Genomic DNA, 14,657 nt, shown 5'->3' with positions numbered 1-14,657 from the left:
CCATTGCGGCGAGGGCATCACCCCCACAAAGGGGCTGGGTTGCAGACTTGTCATGGTTTGGTCACACAGAAGTGGCACAGTCAGCACATTGACATTTCCAGAACCATCGAAGGATCAACCATGAAAGTCGGCATCAACGGTATGGGCCGCATAGGCCGTTTGGCCCTGCGTGCGGCCATGGGCGCTGCCGAGCGCCAATCGGACGACCCCCGCGCAGGCAACCGCCTGGAGGTGGTGCACCTGAACGAACTCAAGGGCGGTGCAGCGGCCACGGCGCATTTGCTGGCGTTTGACAGCGTGCAAGGCAAATGGCGCGAGCGCATCGAAGCCCAAGTCAACAGCGACAACGACAGCCAGATCCGCATCGGTGAGCGCACCCTCGGCTTTTCGTCACACGCCAACCCGGCGGATATTCCCTGGGGAGACATGGGCGTGGACCTGGTGCTCGAATGCACGGGCAAGTTTTTGACGCCTGAAACCATTCAAGGCCACTTGGACCGGGGCGCCAAGCGCGTGATTGTGGCCGCGCCCATCAAGGTGGGTGATGTGCTGAACATCGTGGTGGGCATCAACCACACGCTGTACAACCCCGCCAAAGACCGCATCGTCACGGCGGCATCGTGCACCACCAACTGCCTGGCCCCGGTGGTCAAAGTGGTGCACGAAGCGATTGGCATCAAGCATGGCCAGATCACCACCATCCACGACCCGACCAACACCAATTTGGTGGTGGACGCACCACACAAAGACCTGCGCCGCGCTCGCAGCGCCATGGTGAGTCTGGCCCCCACCACCACCGGCAGCGCCACAGCGATTGCCCTGATTTACCCCGACCTCAAGGGCAAGCTCAACGGTCATGCGGTGCGTGCGCCGGTACTCAACGCTTCGCTCACCGACTGCGTTTTCGAGATGAAACGCGAGACCAGCGCCGAAGAAGTCAACGCCTTGTTTGCCGCTGCAGCGCAAGGCCCCTTGGCCGGCATCTTGGGTTACGAGGAGCGCCCTTTGGTGAGCGTCGATTACGCCCGCGACACGCGCAGCGCCATCGTGGACGCGCTGTCGACCATGGTGACCGACGGCACGCTGCTGAAAATTTACGCTTGGTACGACAACGAAATGGGCTACGCCTGCCGCATGGTCGACTTGGCTTGCCACATGAACGACGTCGGCATCTGAGATGAACGCTGCTGAAAGAAATTACGGTATCGTCACTGCGGCGTATTGGGGCTTTACCCTGACCGACGGCGCTTTGCGCATGTTGGTGCTGCTGCACTTTTACAAGCTGGGTTACTCGCCGTTCACGCTGGCCTTTTTGTTTTTGCTCTACGAAGGCGCGGGCGTGTTGGCCAACCTGATCGGCGGCTGGTTGGCCACGCGTTTTGGCATTGCGCGCATGCTCACCGTGGGCTTGGTCACGCAGATCATCGGCTTTGGTTTGCTCTCGGCCTTGCAACCCGAGTGGACAGCTGCCATGTCGGTGGCCTGGGTGGTGCTGGCGCAAGGGGTGTGCGGTGTGGCCAAAGACCTGACCAAAACCGCCAGCAAATCGGCCATCAAGATCACGCAAGCACAAGCCAAAGACACGGGCAACGGCCAATTGTTCAAGTGGGTGGCCTGGTTCACTGGCAGCAAAAACGCCATGAAGGGCTTTGGTTTTTTCTTGGGCGGTTTGCTGCTGGAGACGCTGGGTTTTCAGGGCTCGCTGTGGGCCATGTCGTGCCTCTTGGCTTTGGTGCTGATCGGCGTGGTGAGCAGCTTGCCGCCCATGATGGGCAAGAGCAAGCCTTCAAGCTCGGCCAAAGAGTTGTTTGCCAAAAATCCAGGCATCAACGCGTTGGCCGCCGCCCGTGTGGCCTTGTTTGGTGCGCGTGACGTGTGGTTTGTGGTGGGCGTGCCGGTGTTTTTGTACTCGGTGGGCTGGACCTTCACCATGGTGGGCGGCTTTTTGGCGGCGTGGACCATTGGCTACGGCCTGGTGCAGGCCTTGGCACCACAGATCGTGCGGCGCAGCGCCGATGGCCTGAGCCGGGAAGTGCCTGCAGCCCGTTGGTGGTCTGCGGTGCTCACCTTTATACCGCTGGGCATTGCAGCAGCCATGTATTGGCAAGCGCCGCAACTGGAGTGGTGGGTGGTGGGCGGTCTAAGTTTGTTCGGCTTTGCATTTGCCATCAATTCGTCGGTGCACAGTTATTTGGTGCTGGCCTATGCAGGCTCAGAAAAAGCGGCCGAAGACGTGGGTTTTTATTACGCGGCCAACGCGCTGGGTCGCTTCATGGGCACGCTGCTGTCGGGCCTGTTGTACCAGTGGGGCGGGTTGATGTATGCGCTGCTGGGCTCGGCGCTGATGCTTCTTTTGTGCTGGTTGGCCACGCTGCGTTTGCCCATGGGCTTGCTCACCGTGGACCGAGCGCCATGATGGATCTGCCGCAAGACCCGTCACTGGACCTGAGTGAGGCCAACGCCGTCAAAGCCCTGGCCGCCTTGGCCCAGGCCTCGCGCTTGCGGGTGTTTCGGACCATCGTGGGCGCAGGCCCAGAAGGCATGCAGCCAGGACAAATTTCACAAGCCTTGGGCATACCCGCCAACACGCTGTCTTTTCACCTCAAGGAATTGCACCAAGTCGAGTTGATCAGCGTCGAGCGCGAAGGACGCTTTTTGCGTTACCGCGCCAACATGCAGGCCATGCAAAGCCTGGTGGGGTTTTTGACCGACCACTGCTGCCAAGGTCAGCCTTGCGAGGGCATGCCCATAACTCACCGGACCAGCCCACTGCCCCACACTTTTTCAACCTCAGGAGCAACCATCATGTCCCAACGCCATGTTCTGTTTTTATGCACCGGAAATTCATCGCGCAGCATCATGGCCGAGGCCATTTTGAACCACCTGGCACCGAACCGCTTTGTGGCCTTCAGTGCAGGCAGCCAAGCTGCTGGGCAGGTCAAACCCCAGGCCTTGCAGTGCCTGGAGCGCAACCACATGAGCACCGCTGGTTTGCGCAGCAAAAGCTGGAATGAGTTTTCAGGGCCCGATGCACCGGGCATGGACTTTGTCATCACCGTGTGCGACCAAGCGGCGGCCGAGGTTTGCCCGGTCTGGCCAGGTCAACCCTTGACCGCACACTGGGGCGTGCAAGAGCCTGCGCAAGCAGGCCAGAGCGCCGAACAAAGCGTGAAAGCTTATTGGAACGCCTTCATGACGCTGCACCGCCGCATCGCAATTTTGCTGAGTTTGCCTCTGGAAAAACTCGATCGATTGACTTTGCAATCCGAACTGCAACGCATTGGGCAGTCGTGAGATCGCCGCTACGGCCTCGACCTCGGTTACGGCTTTCCCTCATCCAAGAAAGCTGGGCACATGGGTATTTTTGAACGGTTTTTGAGTCTGTGGGTGGCGCTGGCAATAGCTGCAGGGGTGAGCTTAGGGCTGACGGTACCGGGCTTGTTTCAGGCTGTGGCCTTGCTGGAACTGGCGCACGTCAACGGTGTGGTGGCGCTGTGCATCTGGGTGATGATTTTCCCGATGATGGTGCAAATCGACTGGCACGCCGTGAAGAACGTGGGCCAAAAGCCGCAAGGCCTTGTGCTCACCCTGGTGGTCAACTGGCTCATCAAGCCTTTCACCATGGCCGCTTTGGGCGTGTTTTTTTTCAAATACCTGTTTGCGCCCTGGGTCGATCCTCAATCGGCCAACGAATACATTGCCGGCATGATTTTGCTGGGCGTGGCCCCGTGCACGGCCATGGTCTTTGTTTGGAGCCAGCTGGTCAAAGGGGACCCCAATTACACCCTGGTGCAGGTGTCGGTGAACGACCTGATCATGGTGGTGGCGTTTGCGCCCATTGCGGCATTTTTGCTGGGCATGACGGACGTCACCGTGCCCTGGGAAACCCTGATCTTGTCCACGGTCTTGTATGTGGTGCTGCCCTTGGGCGCGGGCATGCTGGCACGGCGTCTGTGGTTGCGCCGCGGCGCTGACCAACTGCAGCAACGTGTGGCCCAGCTCAAACCGCTGTCGGTGGCTGGGCTGATCGCCACCGTGGTCTTGCTCTTTGGCTTTCAAGCCCAAACGATGATGGACAAGCCCCTGGTCATCGCCTTGATTGCCGTGCCATTGCTGGTTCAAACCTACGGGATTTTTTTCATCTCCTGGTGGGGGGCACGCTGGTTGAAACTGCCGCACAACGTGGCGGGCCCTGCGTGCCTGATTGGCACTTCCAACTTTTTCGAACTGGCGGTGGCCGTGGCCATTTCCTTGTTTGGCTTGCAATCCGGTGCAGCTTTGGCCACGGTGGTGGGTGTGCTGGTCGAAGTGCCAGTGATGCTGACACTGGTGGCTTTGATCAACCACTGGGCACCGCGCCAAGACGAGCAGACCTGAGACTGAGCTGGCACCAAAGACCCGCTGCCCTTGCAAGATGGGCGCTCATGTCATCCAAACTTCACAATCCGGTCACATAATTCACACTTTGCCCGTCCGCCCTCGCCGCCTTCGCCTTCACGCCATGCAAACCCATTCCCTTTACGCCGCCATTGACCTGGGCTCCAACAGTTTTCGCCTTGAGATCGGACAGATGGATGCGGGCCAGCTGCGGCGCGTGGAATACATCAAGGAAACCGTGCGCCAAGGCAGCGGCCTGGACAGCGAACGCAACCTGAGCGAAGACGCCATGGCACGGGGCTGGGAGTGCCTGGCCCGCTTTGGCGAACGGATTGCGGGCTTCCAGCCCCAACAAGTCCGGGCTGTGGCGACACAAACCCTGCGCGAGGCCCGCAACCGGGATGTGTTTTTGGTCAAGGCCAAACAGATTTTGGGCTTTCCGATCGAGGTGATTGCCGGGCGCGAAGAAGCCCGACTCATTTACCTGGGTGTGTCGCACCTGCTGCCGCAATCGGATGAGCGCCGCCTGGTGGTGGACATCGGCGGGCGCTCGACCGAAATGATTTTGGGCCAGCACGTCACCGCCAGTACGCTGGAGTCTTACCGTGTGGGCAGCGTGGGCTGGTCCATGAAGTATTTTCCCGATGGTCTGTGGACTGCCCAAGCCTTCAAGGCCGCCGAAATCGCGGCCCTGGCGGTGCTCGACGAGGCCCACATCCTCTTCAACCGCCAGCACTGGGACAAGTGCTACGGATCCTCGGGCACGGTGGGCGCGGTATCCGATATCTTGACCCAAGCCGGCTGGCCCGAGGGGCGTGTCACACGCGATGGTCTGAGTTGGCTCAAAGAGCGTTTGCTCAAGGCCCAGAAGCTGGACAACCTGCGCCTGGAAGGCGTCAAGGAAGACCGCAAACCCGTCATCGGTGGCGGCCTGGCGGTTTTGCAAGCCGTGTTTGATTTGCTGCAAATCGATGAGATGGATGCCGCGCAAGGGGCCCTGCGCCATGGCGCGCTGTACGACCTGATCGACCGTGAAAGCCCCCAGGATGTCCGCTCGTCCATGGTCAGCTGGTTGGCCCAACGCTTTGGCACCGATGCTCAGCAGGCCGATCGGGTCTCACGCACAGCCCAGGGCCTGCTGGAAGCCATGATTGGGTCGGGGGCCGACCAGCCCCAAAACGAACGCCAACGCCATTTGCAAAAACTGCACTGGGCCTGCCAGCTGCACGAAACCGGCATGCGCATCTCACACAGCGATTACCACAAGCATGGCGCCTACATCTTGGACAACACCGACCTGCCCGGCTTCACCCTGGACGAGCTGCATCGCCTGAGCCAATTGGTGCTGGGACACCGGGGGAAGCTGCGCAAGCTCGAAGCCGAACTGCAAAGCACCCGATTTGTGCAGCAACTGATGGCGCTGCGTCTGGCGGTCATCTTGTGCCATGCCCGGCGCGATCCGGATTTGTCGGGCTTGCACATCCAGTTCGATGTGGAAAGGCGCACCGCCAGCCTGCAAGTGGACAGCGACTGGGCCGAACTCTGGCCCCAATCGGCGCACTTGCTGCGCGAAGAAAAAAACGCCTGGCAAAAGACAGATTGGGTTTTACAGGTAACAGCGGGTTAAATTCCCCGGATTTTTGGGGTGGATATCTTGCTGAATAAAAAACAACGGTATAAACTGTATGCACCGTTATTTTTTTGAAAGCCGATACACCATGAACGACACCACCATTTCCTCAGCCCCAAGCGCAAACGCGGTCAGCACCGGCAGCACCGCATCTTCTGGCAAAGCTGCCGCCAAACCTGCGACCAAGGCAGCTCCCGCCTCCAAAACATCCGCTAAAACACCCGCCAAAGCACCGCGCAAAACCGCCGCCAAAGCACCACAGCGCAAGCCCATCAAATCGGTCAAGACTGCGGTGACCCCACCTGCCGCGCCCCCCAAAGCCAAGACCAGCCCGGCCAAAGCGCCTCAGCCCAAAGCCTTGGACAAGAAAATTACAGCCGCCCCTGCCAAGGCGCCTAAAGAGAAAAAGATCAAAGTCGTGCGCGACAGTTTCACACTGCCCAAGACCGAGTTGCTGCAAATCTCCGAGATGAAAAAACGCGCCATGACTTTGGGCGTGGAAGTCAAGAAAAGTGAATTGATCCGCGCCGGCCTGCAGGCCCTGGCAGGCATGGCCGACACCGCTTTCAAAAAGGCCATGGCCAACGTGCCCACCATCAAAACCGGTCGGCCTGCCAAAGACTGAGGGCGCTGACTCAGGCGCAGATCACAAGCGCTCAGGACAAGTCACCGCCATCAGCACGGTTTGAGCTTGGCCCTCTCGGATGCGGTGGCGCAGCCACCACACCGCGCCTTTTCGGATGGCGCATGCGGCCTCGGGCATGCCCAGCAATTGCGCCACCATGCCGCCCAGCGCAGGCTGGTGCCCTACCAGTAAGACCGGGTAACGCGCCTCCGGCCAGCCCGAGGTTTCCAGCACATCCGCCACACTGGCGCCAGGAGACAGGGCGTCGCGGACCTTGTACTTGCGGCTCAGGGCCAGCACAGTTTGCTCGGCCCGCACGGCGGGGCTGCTGAGCACACGGGTCCCTTGTGGCAACTGGGCGTCCAGCCAAGTGGCCATGCGCTCGGCCTGTTTGCGCCCGCGAGGCGTCAAGGCCCTTTGCATGTCGTCTTCGCCCGGCTCGGCCTCATGGGCTTCTGCATGCCGCCACACGATCAAATCCATGGGACTCACTCCTTGACAGGTGATGCGTCGTAGCGCTGCATCAGCGCTTGTTGGGCCCCGGGCCCCGGCTCGGTCAAGCCGACACGGTGGTATTGGCCATCTGCGGCCAAGTCCCAGGCGTCGCGCCCGTCGTGCAGGTAGGCGATCAAGCATTCGTCGATGATGCGTTGGCGCAGCAACGGGTCGGTCACGGGCCAAGCCAACTCAATGCGGCGCGTCATGTTGCGGCTCATCCAGTCGGCGCTCGACAGGTACAGAGATTCGTCCTGGTCGGCACAAAAGTAAAACACCCGTGAGTGCTCCAGAAAGCGACCAATGACCGAGCGCACCCGGATGTTGTCGCTCAACCCAGCCACTCCGGCGGGCAGCATGCAGGCCCCGCGCACAATCAAATCGATCTTGGCGCCCTTTTGCCCGGCCGTCAGCAAAGCCTCCATCAAGGGTTGGTCGGTCAGGGAATTCATCTTGATGACAATGCGCCCGGTCGCGCCACGCGCAGCCGCCTCGCCGACCGCCTTAATGCGGGCCTGCATTTGGGCATGCAAATTAAACGGTGCGACCAGCAAACTTTTCATCTTGGGCAACCGGCTTTGGCTGGCCAAATGTCCGAACAACTGGTCCATGTCGGCGGTGATGTCGGCATCGGCCGTTAGGTAGCTGATGTCGGTGTACAGCGCCGCAGTGCGGCGGTTGTAATTACCCGTCGACAGATGGCCATAGCGGCGCAGCACGCGGCCTTCGCGGCGGGTGACCAGCAGCATTTTGGCGTGCGTTTTCAGGCCCACGATGCCGTAGACCACTTGAGCACCGATCGATTCAAGTTGCTCGGCCCAGTTGATGTTGGCCTCTTCGTCAAAACGGGCCTTGAGTTCCACCACGGCCGTGACTTCCTTGCCCCGGCGTACCGCCTCGCGCAGCAAATCCATCAAGGTGGTGTCGCTGCCAGCGCGGTAAATGGTTTGCTTGATGGCCAGCACATTCGGGTCCATCACGGCTTCACGCAAAAAGGCCAGTACCCCGTCGAAGTTTTCAAAGGGTTGGTGAATCATCACATCACCTGCTTTGAGTCGGGTAAAAATCGAGCCGTGTTGCGGCAACTGAATCGGGAAGCTGGCTTTGAACGGCGGAAACAGCAAGTCCGGTGCAGGCACCAGATCAATCAACTGCATCAGGCGCACCAGGTTCACCGGGCCATTGACCCGGAACACCGAAGCTTCGGGAAGGCGAAATTCCGTGCGCAGAAATTCTGCCAAACGTGGCGCACAGTTGGACGAGACTTCCAGGCGAACTGCCTGGCCATAGTGGCGGTGCTGCAGGCCTTGGCGCAGGGCCATGCGCAAATTGGCGATTTCGTCCTCGTCCACCGCCAGGTCCGAATGGCGGGTGACCCTGAATTGAGAAAACTGGCCGACTTCACGCCCCGGAAACAACTCGGCCAGATGGGCCCGGATCACACTGGACAAGAGTACAAACGCCTTGCCACCCTCAGACACCCGGTCCGGCAAGGCAATCACCCTCGGCAATACGCGCGGTACCTTGACGATGGCGATTTCGTTGGACCGCCCAAATGCGTCCTTTCCCGACAACTGCACAATGAAGTTGAGCGATTTGTTGGCCACTTTAGGAAAGGGGTGCGCAGGGTCCAGGCCCACGGGCACCAGCAGAGGCTGTACCTCGCGCTGAAAGTAGCTGCGCACCCAGCGGCGTTGTTCGGCATTGCGCTCGCCATGTGACAACAAACGGTAGCCATGGCGCTGCAAAGTGGGCAGCAAATCGTCGTTGTACAAAGCGTACTGCCGCGCCACCATGGCGTTGGTTTTGTCGGCAATGGCCTTCAAGCTGTCGTTCGTGTACTGCCCGGATGTGATTCCCTGCAAACTGCCCATCACATGCGGCTCGGCCCGCACCTCAAAGAACTCGTCCAAGTTAGAGGACACGATGCACAGATACCGCAAGCGTTCGAGCACGGGCACCTCGGGTCGGTGCGCCCAATCGAGCACGCGCTCATTGAAAGCCAAAATGCTCAGATCGCGTTGCAAGAACTCCGGTGGCAACTTTGGCGAAATGGTCTGTGAAATTGGATGGGCCATGGCTTGACGTCGATGAATTCAATCCATCTTATAAAGCCATTAAGACATTTTGATGACAGATCCGTGAAAGCCCTAGGCTTTTTCACCCTCGCCTTTGATGGGCATCAAGTAAGACTTGAACAGCGCCACCGTGTGGGGCCAACCAAAGGTTTCAGCCCTGCGCCTAGCCTCTTCACGTGGCACCCTCAATGCCTGCGCTGCAGCTTTCACCAAATCCTCGTCAAGCGCACCCCCCAAGGGCTGGCCGGTTTCAGCGCCCAACACTTGCAAAGGCCCATCCACAGGATAAGCCGCGACAGGTGTACCGCAAGCCATGGCTTCGAGCATGACCAGACCAAAAGTTTCGTTGCGCGAGGGAAACACGAACACATCGGCAGCGGCATAGACCCGGGCCAATTGCGGGCGCGGCAGCACCCCCATCCACGCCACATTGGCGTATCGCGCCTTCAGCTGCGCGGCCAAAGGGCCCTCGCCGCAGACGATGCGTGTGCCCGACCAGGGCATGCTCAAAAAGGCATCGATGTTTTTTTCATACGAGACACGCCCCACATACAAAGCCCAGGGGCGAGGCAGATGTTCCAACTCGGGCGAACCCATCGCCTGCGGCTGGTACAAAAACAAGGACAAATCCACCCCGTGGGTCCAAGGCTTCAAGGACTGAAAACCCCTCGCTTGCAGCATCTTCAGAACGCCTTCGGTAGGCACCATCACCCCCGAAGAGGGCCGGTGAAAGCGCCGAAACAGGGCGTAACCCAAAAACAAAGGTATACGCAAAGCCGCCCGCAGGATTTCCGGAAACTTGGTATGGAAAGCGGTGGTGAAGCGCCACCCCCTTTGAATGCAATGCTTGCGTGCAGCCCAGCCCAAAGGCCCCTCGGTGGCGATGTGCACCGCATCGGGCGACAGGTTATCGAGCATCGCAGCCAAGGCTTTGTATGGGCGCACCGCCAGATCAATGCCCGCATAACCTGGGCAGGGGCGGTTTTTGAACTGGCCTGGGTGCAGCACCGTCACTTCAACGCCCAAGGGCCCCAGAGCCTCCACCAGCTCGTGCAAGGTGGTCACGACCCCATTGACTTGGGGGTGCCAGGCATCGGTGATCAGCGCCAGCTTCAAGCGGGCACCGCCTGCACGGGCAAGGCATTGACGACCACCGCCTGACCGGCCCAGTGGATGATCTCCAGGCGACCGTCGGCGTGCTCCACCAAGGCGGTGCGGCTCTCCACCCAATCACCGTCGTTGCAGTACAAGGTACCGTTCACATCGCGAATTTCGGCATGGTGAATGTGGCCACACACCACGCCATCAAATCCCCGTCGCTTGGCCTCTTGGGCCACGGCCACCTCAAAGTCACTGATGAAATTCACCGCTTTTTTGACCTTGAGTTTGAGGTAAGCCGACAAAGACCAGTACTCCAGGCCGATGCGCGCCCTGAAGCTGTTGAGGTGACGGTTAAGCCGCAAGGTCAGCTCATACAAATAATCGCCCAAATAAGCCAGCCACTTCGCGCACTGGATCACGCCATCAAAGTGGTCGCCGTGAACCACCCACAGCTTGAGGCCTTTGGCCGTGGTGTGGGACGTGTCGTGCAGCACCTCGACCCCGCCAAAAGCGTGACCCACAAAATGCCGCGCAAACTCGTCGTGGTTGCCCGGCACATAAATCACGCGGCACCCTTTGCGCGCTCGGCGCAATAATTTTTGCACCACATCGTTGTGGCTTTGAGGCCAGAACCAGCGCCTGCGCAATTGCCAACCGTCCACGATGTCGCCCACCAAATACAACACATCGCTGGGGTGGTGTTTCAGAAAATCGAGCAATGCTTCGGCCTGAAAGCCTGGCGTTCCAATGTGCAGGTCCGAAATAAAAACAGCCCGCAAACGCTGTCGGCCTGCGGGCAAAATGTCATCGTCTTGATCGTCTGACCCCTGCACGGACTCAGGCAAGACTTGGGGCAAAGTGCCATCGAACGCCGCATATGATGTTTTGAACATCGCAGCGGCCGTTAAGAGTCCGTCGGTTTTGGTCATGCGGCCCCCATGGAGAAATTTTTGCGGTAGCGCATGGGCAAATCGGCCGTGCGCATCATCATGGGCAGATCGGCCGTGTTGAAGTCCGGGTCCCAAGCGGGCGCACCCAGCACCTTGGCGCCCAAGCGCAAATAGCCCCTGATGAGCGCGGGCGGATCGATGGCCAAACCATGGTCCAACTCGTCCACAGGCAGCGGCAAACGTGGCCGCACATGGAACTGGATCTCGGCCAAGTGCTTTTCACGCAACTGGTGCCAGATGCTGGCTGCGACGTCACCCGTGACCACGCCGTTGTGCAGCATCGGGATACTGGCGCAACCGATCATGGTGTCCAGGCGGTTGCGGTCCATGAACTCAAATAAGGCACCCCACAAGGCCATGATGACTGCGCCGTGGCGGTAATCTGCGTGCACGCAACTGCGGCCCAACTCCACCATGCGGCTGCGCAGATCGCGCAGACGGGTCAGGTCAAACTCAGTGTCGCTGTAGGTGCTGCCTGCTCGCTTGGCTTGTGCGGGCGTGAGCACCCGGTAGGTGCCAATGACCTGGCCTGAGGCGTTATCCCGGACCAGCAGGTGCTCGCAGTAATCGTCGAACAAATCGATGTCATGGCCTGGCAGCGATTTGGGCAACCGTGCGCCCAGCTCGTTGGCAAAAACCTGGTACCTCAGGCGCTGCGCTTCGCGAACTTCGTCGAGATGCTGCGCCCAGCTGACTTCGAAGGAGCTTTGTAGACGCCGAGGCAAAAAGTCCAGACCGGTGACAGCTGACCCCGTGTGGAGCGCCCCCCCTTGCAATTGAACAGAGGACAGTGCAAAGGTGGGGTTGGGTGACTCTTTCATGACTTCAGCTCCTTTTTTTCCTGTAATGAATGATCCCCCGCACCCGTGTCAAAGACATGTCTTTTTTGTTAAATTTGAATGACGCGCGCCTGCACCACGCGATGCATCAATTGCATCAAATGGTCAAGGGCATCGTGGCGTGTATCCTCAAACCAAGCAGATTTTTTGCCCAGGTCATCCCACACGCGCAGCTTCACAGCATCGGCAAAAAAAGGCTCCGCTTCAAATGCCGCACACTCTTGCGGCCCCATGGGTCCGCCCTGCAATTGCAAGCTTCGCACCGAATCAGGCGACAGTTTGCTGGCGTAGATCTCGCGTGTGCCGACCAAGTAGCGCTTGGCCTGTACATGCAAACGCACAGGCTCTGAAACAGCGAGACCAAACACAGGCAGCAGCACCTGTGCACCGATGCTTTCATGCACATCGTCTTGACCTCTGAGGGTGGGCGTGCCTTCCAGATTCACCCACAAATGACCCACGTCGTGCAACCAACTGGCCAACTGCAAAGCCGCGCTGGCGTCTGACTTTTCAGCCAAACGCCCGCATTGCCAAGCGTGCATCAACTGGGTGACTGACTCACCTGCATAGACCAAGTCGCCGCCTTGCTCGTACAGCGCCAAAAGGGTGTTCATCATTTTTTGCATGGCAAGACTGTGGACTCGGCTCGTGTCAAAAGCATGACAAAACAGCCCCGCCACCAAACTGACATATTTTCTTCATCACAACGTCACAGGCACTTTGCACCATGCCTGACATGTCAAATGAACAACTGGCCATCCGCATCATCAATGCCTGCAAATCCTTCCAAAAGGACCGGCAGGCCCTTCAAGCCATCGATGTGTGCATCGACAAGGGCGAGTGTGTGGGCTTGCTGGGTGCCTCGGGTTCGGGCAAATCGACCTTGCTGCGAAGCTTGTGCGGGCTGGAACGGTTGGATGGTGTTGACAGCGAAATCCAGCTGTGGGGCCAGAGCCTGCAGAAGTCTGGCAAGCTGAGCGCGGATGTGCGTCAATTGCGCACGCACATCGGCATCATCTTCCAGCAGTTCAATTTGGTGGGCCGCATGGATGTGCTGACCAACGTGATGACGGGGCTGCTGCCCCACATTCCACTGCACAGAAGTTTGCTCGGTTGGTTCACACCCGAAGAAAAATTCAAAGCACTCATGGCCTTGCATTCGGTGGGCCTGTCAGAGCAGGCGGTGCAAAGGGCCTCGACGCTCTCGGGAGGCCAACAGCAGCGCGCCGCCATTGCCCGCGCACTGGTGCAAGGCGCTCGCATCTTGCTCGCTGACGAACCCGTGGCCTCGCTCGATCCCGAGTCCACCCGCAGGGTGATGGATTTGCTGCGCCAGCTGCAACGAGAGCAGGGCATGACCTTGGTCATCAGCTTGCACAACGTGAACTTGGCGCGCCAGTACTGCGACCGCATCATCGCCTTGCGCGAAGGTCGCCTGGTCTACGACGGCCCTCCCCTGGGCCTGGACAACCAACGGTTGCGCGAGCTGTACGGCACGCATTCCGACGAGCTGTTCATGGACCATCCGCCTGAAACACCGGAACCGCTTTTCAACCCAACTCGCCAACTTCTGGCGCATTGAATTTTTCAACCTGAGGACCTCACCATGAAACTTGCCCGCATCCTGGCCACTGGCCTGATTTCTTTGGGTGCCATCAGCGCCTTTGCCCAAAACATCAGCTTTGGCATCATCGCGACCGATTCGGCTTCGGCCCAACGTGAGCGCTGGGAGCCCTTCTTCCGCGACATGGAGAAAAAAACGGGCTTGAAAATCCAGTCGTTTTATGCCCCTGACTACGCTGGCGTGATCGAAGCCATGCGTTTCAACAAAATTCAGGTGGCCTGGTACGGCAACAAAGCCGCCATGGAAGCCGTGGACCGCTCCAACGGCGAAGTCTTTGCGCAGCTCATGTATGCCGACGGGACCTTCGGCTACCACGCCTTGCTGATCACTCACAAAGACAGCCCCTACAAAACGCTGGACGATGTGATCGCCAACGGCAAGAACATCAACTTCGGCATTGGTGACCCCAATTCCACTTCGGGCTTTTTGGTGCCCTCTTATTACATTTTTGCCCAGCGCAACATCGAAGCACGCAACACCTTCAAAACAGTGCGCAACGCCAGCCACGGCGCCAACATCCAGGCCACCCTGGCCAAACAGATCGATGTGGCCACCAACAACACCGAAGACATGGGCAAGCTCGAAAGTGCCAAGCCAGATTTGTTCAGCCAGTTGCGCGTGATCTGGAAAAGCCCCTTGATCCCGAGCGATCCATTTGTGTGGCGCAAAGACCTGGACCCGGCGGTCAAAATCAAGATCAAAGATTTTGTTCTGAATTACGCCAAGAACGATCCAGCTGAAAAAGCGGTGCTCAAGAACATTTACAACTACGGTGGTTTCCGCGAATCCAACAACGACCAGCTGATCCCGATCCGTCAACTCGAGTTGTTCAAGGACCGTCGCAAGGTCGAGGGCGATGAAAAATTGTCTGCTGCGGAAAAAACCAAACAGTTGGCTGACATTGACAAGCAACTGGCTGCTTTGAAGAAATAAGCATG

General features: G+C 59.0%; 14 protein-coding genes and 1 pseudogene. 9 read left to right on the top strand and 6 right to left on the bottom strand.

Annotated elements, in window-relative coordinates; translation table 11 throughout:
- The first annotated feature begins 120 nt into the window (after positions 1–120).
- The 7 genes and pseudogenes from B9Z49_RS04815 (at position 121) to B9Z49_RS04790 (ending at position 6,632) form a co-directional block, all read left to right on the top strand.
- Positions 121–1,176: an ArsJ-associated glyceraldehyde-3-phosphate dehydrogenase gene (locus B9Z49_RS04815; protein WP_108352312.1), complete on the top strand. Its 1,056-nt coding sequence runs from the start codon at positions 121–123 to the stop codon at positions 1,174–1,176.
- A 1-nt stretch (position 1,177) separates the two neighbouring features.
- Positions 1,178–2,416 (top strand): organoarsenical effux MFS transporter ArsJ, encoded by a 1,239-nt coding sequence (gene arsJ, locus B9Z49_RS04810; protein WP_108352311.1) that lies wholly within the window; start codon positions 1,178–1,180, stop codon positions 2,414–2,416.
- Positions 2,413–2,628, top strand: a pseudogene (locus tag B9Z49_RS22180) (winged helix-turn-helix domain-containing protein); the annotation flags it as partial. The gene arsJ and the pseudogene B9Z49_RS22180, both read left to right, overlap by 4 nt.
- A 177-nt stretch (positions 2,629–2,805) precedes the next feature.
- On the top strand, positions 2,806–3,294 hold the full coding sequence (locus B9Z49_RS22175) for an arsenate reductase ArsC (RefSeq protein WP_233254530.1): 489 nt from the start codon (positions 2,806–2,808) through the stop codon (positions 3,292–3,294).
- Positions 3,295–3,354: 60 nt separating this feature from the next.
- Positions 3,355–4,377 carry an ACR3 family arsenite efflux transporter gene (gene arsB, locus B9Z49_RS04800; RefSeq protein WP_108352310.1) on the top strand — a complete coding sequence of 341 codons (1,023 nt, stop codon included), beginning with the start codon at positions 3,355–3,357 and terminating at the stop codon, positions 4,375–4,377.
- 124 nt (positions 4,378–4,501) lie between these two features.
- On the top strand, positions 4,502–6,004 hold the full coding sequence (locus tag B9Z49_RS04795; protein ID WP_108352309.1) for a Ppx/GppA phosphatase family protein: 1,503 nt from the start codon (positions 4,502–4,504) through the stop codon (positions 6,002–6,004).
- 91 nt (positions 6,005–6,095) lie between these two features.
- Positions 6,096–6,632 carry a hypothetical protein gene (locus B9Z49_RS04790; RefSeq protein WP_108352522.1) on the top strand — a complete coding sequence of 179 codons (537 nt, stop codon included), beginning with the start codon at positions 6,096–6,098 and terminating at the stop codon, positions 6,630–6,632.
- 21 nt (positions 6,633–6,653) lie between these two features.
- Here B9Z49_RS04790 and B9Z49_RS04785 read toward each other — a convergent pair whose 3' ends face one another.
- The 6 genes from B9Z49_RS04785 to B9Z49_RS04760 all read right to left on the bottom strand — a co-directional run bounded on the left by B9Z49_RS04785 (position 6,654) and on the right by B9Z49_RS04760 (position 12,709).
- Positions 6,654–7,115: a histidine phosphatase family protein gene (locus B9Z49_RS04785; RefSeq protein ID WP_108352308.1), complete on the bottom strand. Its 462-nt coding sequence runs from the start codon at positions 7,113–7,115 to the stop codon at positions 6,654–6,656.
- A 5-nt stretch (positions 7,116–7,120) separates the two neighbouring features.
- Entirely contained in the window at positions 7,121–9,205 is a 2,085-nt protein-coding gene (gene ppk1 / locus B9Z49_RS04780; protein ID WP_108352307.1) for a polyphosphate kinase 1, read from the bottom strand.
- Positions 9,206–9,277: 72 nt separating this feature from the next.
- The gene (locus tag B9Z49_RS04775; RefSeq protein WP_108352306.1) at positions 9,278–10,321 is read right to left on the bottom strand and encodes a glycosyltransferase family 1 protein; all 1,044 of its coding nucleotides are present in this window, start codon (positions 10,319–10,321) and stop codon (positions 9,278–9,280) included.
- Positions 10,318–11,199 carry a UDP-2,3-diacylglucosamine diphosphatase gene (locus tag B9Z49_RS04770; protein ID WP_369913459.1) on the bottom strand — a complete coding sequence of 294 codons (882 nt, stop codon included), beginning with the start codon at positions 11,197–11,199 and terminating at the stop codon, positions 10,318–10,320. The genes B9Z49_RS04775 and B9Z49_RS04770 overlap by 4 nt, the downstream gene beginning before the upstream one ends.
- 32 nt (positions 11,200–11,231) lie before the next feature.
- Positions 11,232–12,077, bottom strand: a complete 846-nt coding sequence (locus B9Z49_RS04765) for a GNAT family N-acetyltransferase (protein ID WP_108352305.1) — start codon at positions 12,075–12,077, stop codon at positions 11,232–11,234.
- Between the two features lie 68 nt (positions 12,078–12,145).
- Entirely contained in the window at positions 12,146–12,709 is a 564-nt protein-coding gene (locus tag B9Z49_RS04760; protein ID WP_233254506.1) for an HD domain-containing protein, read from the bottom strand.
- Between the two features lie 113 nt (positions 12,710–12,822).
- Here B9Z49_RS04760 and phnC point away from each other — a divergent pair, with 113 nt between their 5' ends.
- Together phnC and phnD are read left to right on the top strand one after the other, a co-directional pair.
- The gene (gene phnC, locus B9Z49_RS04755; protein WP_233254505.1) at positions 12,823–13,677 is read left to right on the top strand and encodes a phosphonate ABC transporter ATP-binding protein; all 855 of its coding nucleotides are present in this window, start codon (positions 12,823–12,825) and stop codon (positions 13,675–13,677) included.
- Positions 13,678–13,701: 24 nt separating this feature from the next.
- On the top strand, positions 13,702–14,652 hold the full coding sequence (gene phnD / locus B9Z49_RS04750; RefSeq protein WP_108352303.1) for a phosphonate ABC transporter substrate-binding protein: 951 nt from the start codon (positions 13,702–13,704) through the stop codon (positions 14,650–14,652).
- Positions 14,653–14,657 lie beyond the last annotated feature (5 nt).

This window comes from Limnohabitans sp. 2KL-51 (assembly GCF_003063645.1).
GTDB lineage: Bacteria > Pseudomonadota > Gammaproteobacteria > Burkholderiales > Burkholderiaceae_C > Limnohabitans_A.
Note: the sequence above shows the minus strand (reverse complement) of the source record. Positions and strands in the feature narration are given on the sequence as shown.

Excerpts from the sequence above, each read along its gene's own strand:
- B9Z49_RS04815 (WP_108352312.1), top strand. The coding sequence starts at position 121 with ATGAAAGTCGGCATCAACGGTATGGGCCGCATAGGCCGTTTGGCCCTG.
- arsJ (WP_108352311.1), top strand. The coding sequence starts at position 1,178 with ATGAACGCTGCTGAAAGAAATTACGGTATCGTCACTGCGGCGTATTGG.
- B9Z49_RS22175 (WP_233254530.1), top strand. The coding sequence starts at position 2,806 with ATGTCCCAACGCCATGTTCTGTTTTTATGCACCGGAAATTCATCGCGC.
- arsB (WP_108352310.1), top strand. The coding sequence starts at position 3,355 with ATGGGTATTTTTGAACGGTTTTTGAGTCTGTGGGTGGCGCTGGCAATA.
- B9Z49_RS04795 (WP_108352309.1), top strand. The coding sequence starts at position 4,502 with ATGCAAACCCATTCCCTTTACGCCGCCATTGACCTGGGCTCCAACAGT.
- B9Z49_RS04790 (WP_108352522.1), top strand. The coding sequence starts at position 6,096 with ATGAACGACACCACCATTTCCTCAGCCCCAAGCGCAAACGCGGTCAGC.
- B9Z49_RS04785 (WP_108352308.1), bottom strand. The coding sequence starts at position 7,115 with ATGGATTTGATCGTGTGGCGGCATGCAGAAGCCCATGAGGCCGAGCCG.
- ppk1 (WP_108352307.1), bottom strand. The coding sequence starts at position 9,205 with ATGGCCCATCCAATTTCACAGACCATTTCGCCAAAGTTGCCACCGGAG.
- B9Z49_RS04770 (WP_369913459.1), bottom strand. The coding sequence starts at position 11,199 with ATGTTCAAAACATCATATGCGGCGTTCGATGGCACTTTGCCCCAAGTC.
- B9Z49_RS04765 (WP_108352305.1), bottom strand. The coding sequence starts at position 12,077 with ATGAAAGAGTCACCCAACCCCACCTTTGCACTGTCCTCTGTTCAATTG.
- B9Z49_RS04760 (WP_233254506.1), bottom strand. The coding sequence starts at position 12,709 with ATGAACACCCTTTTGGCGCTGTACGAGCAAGGCGGCGACTTGGTCTAT.
- phnC (WP_233254505.1), top strand. The coding sequence starts at position 12,823 with ATGCCTGACATGTCAAATGAACAACTGGCCATCCGCATCATCAATGCC.
- phnD (WP_108352303.1), top strand. The coding sequence starts at position 13,702 with ATGAAACTTGCCCGCATCCTGGCCACTGGCCTGATTTCTTTGGGTGCC.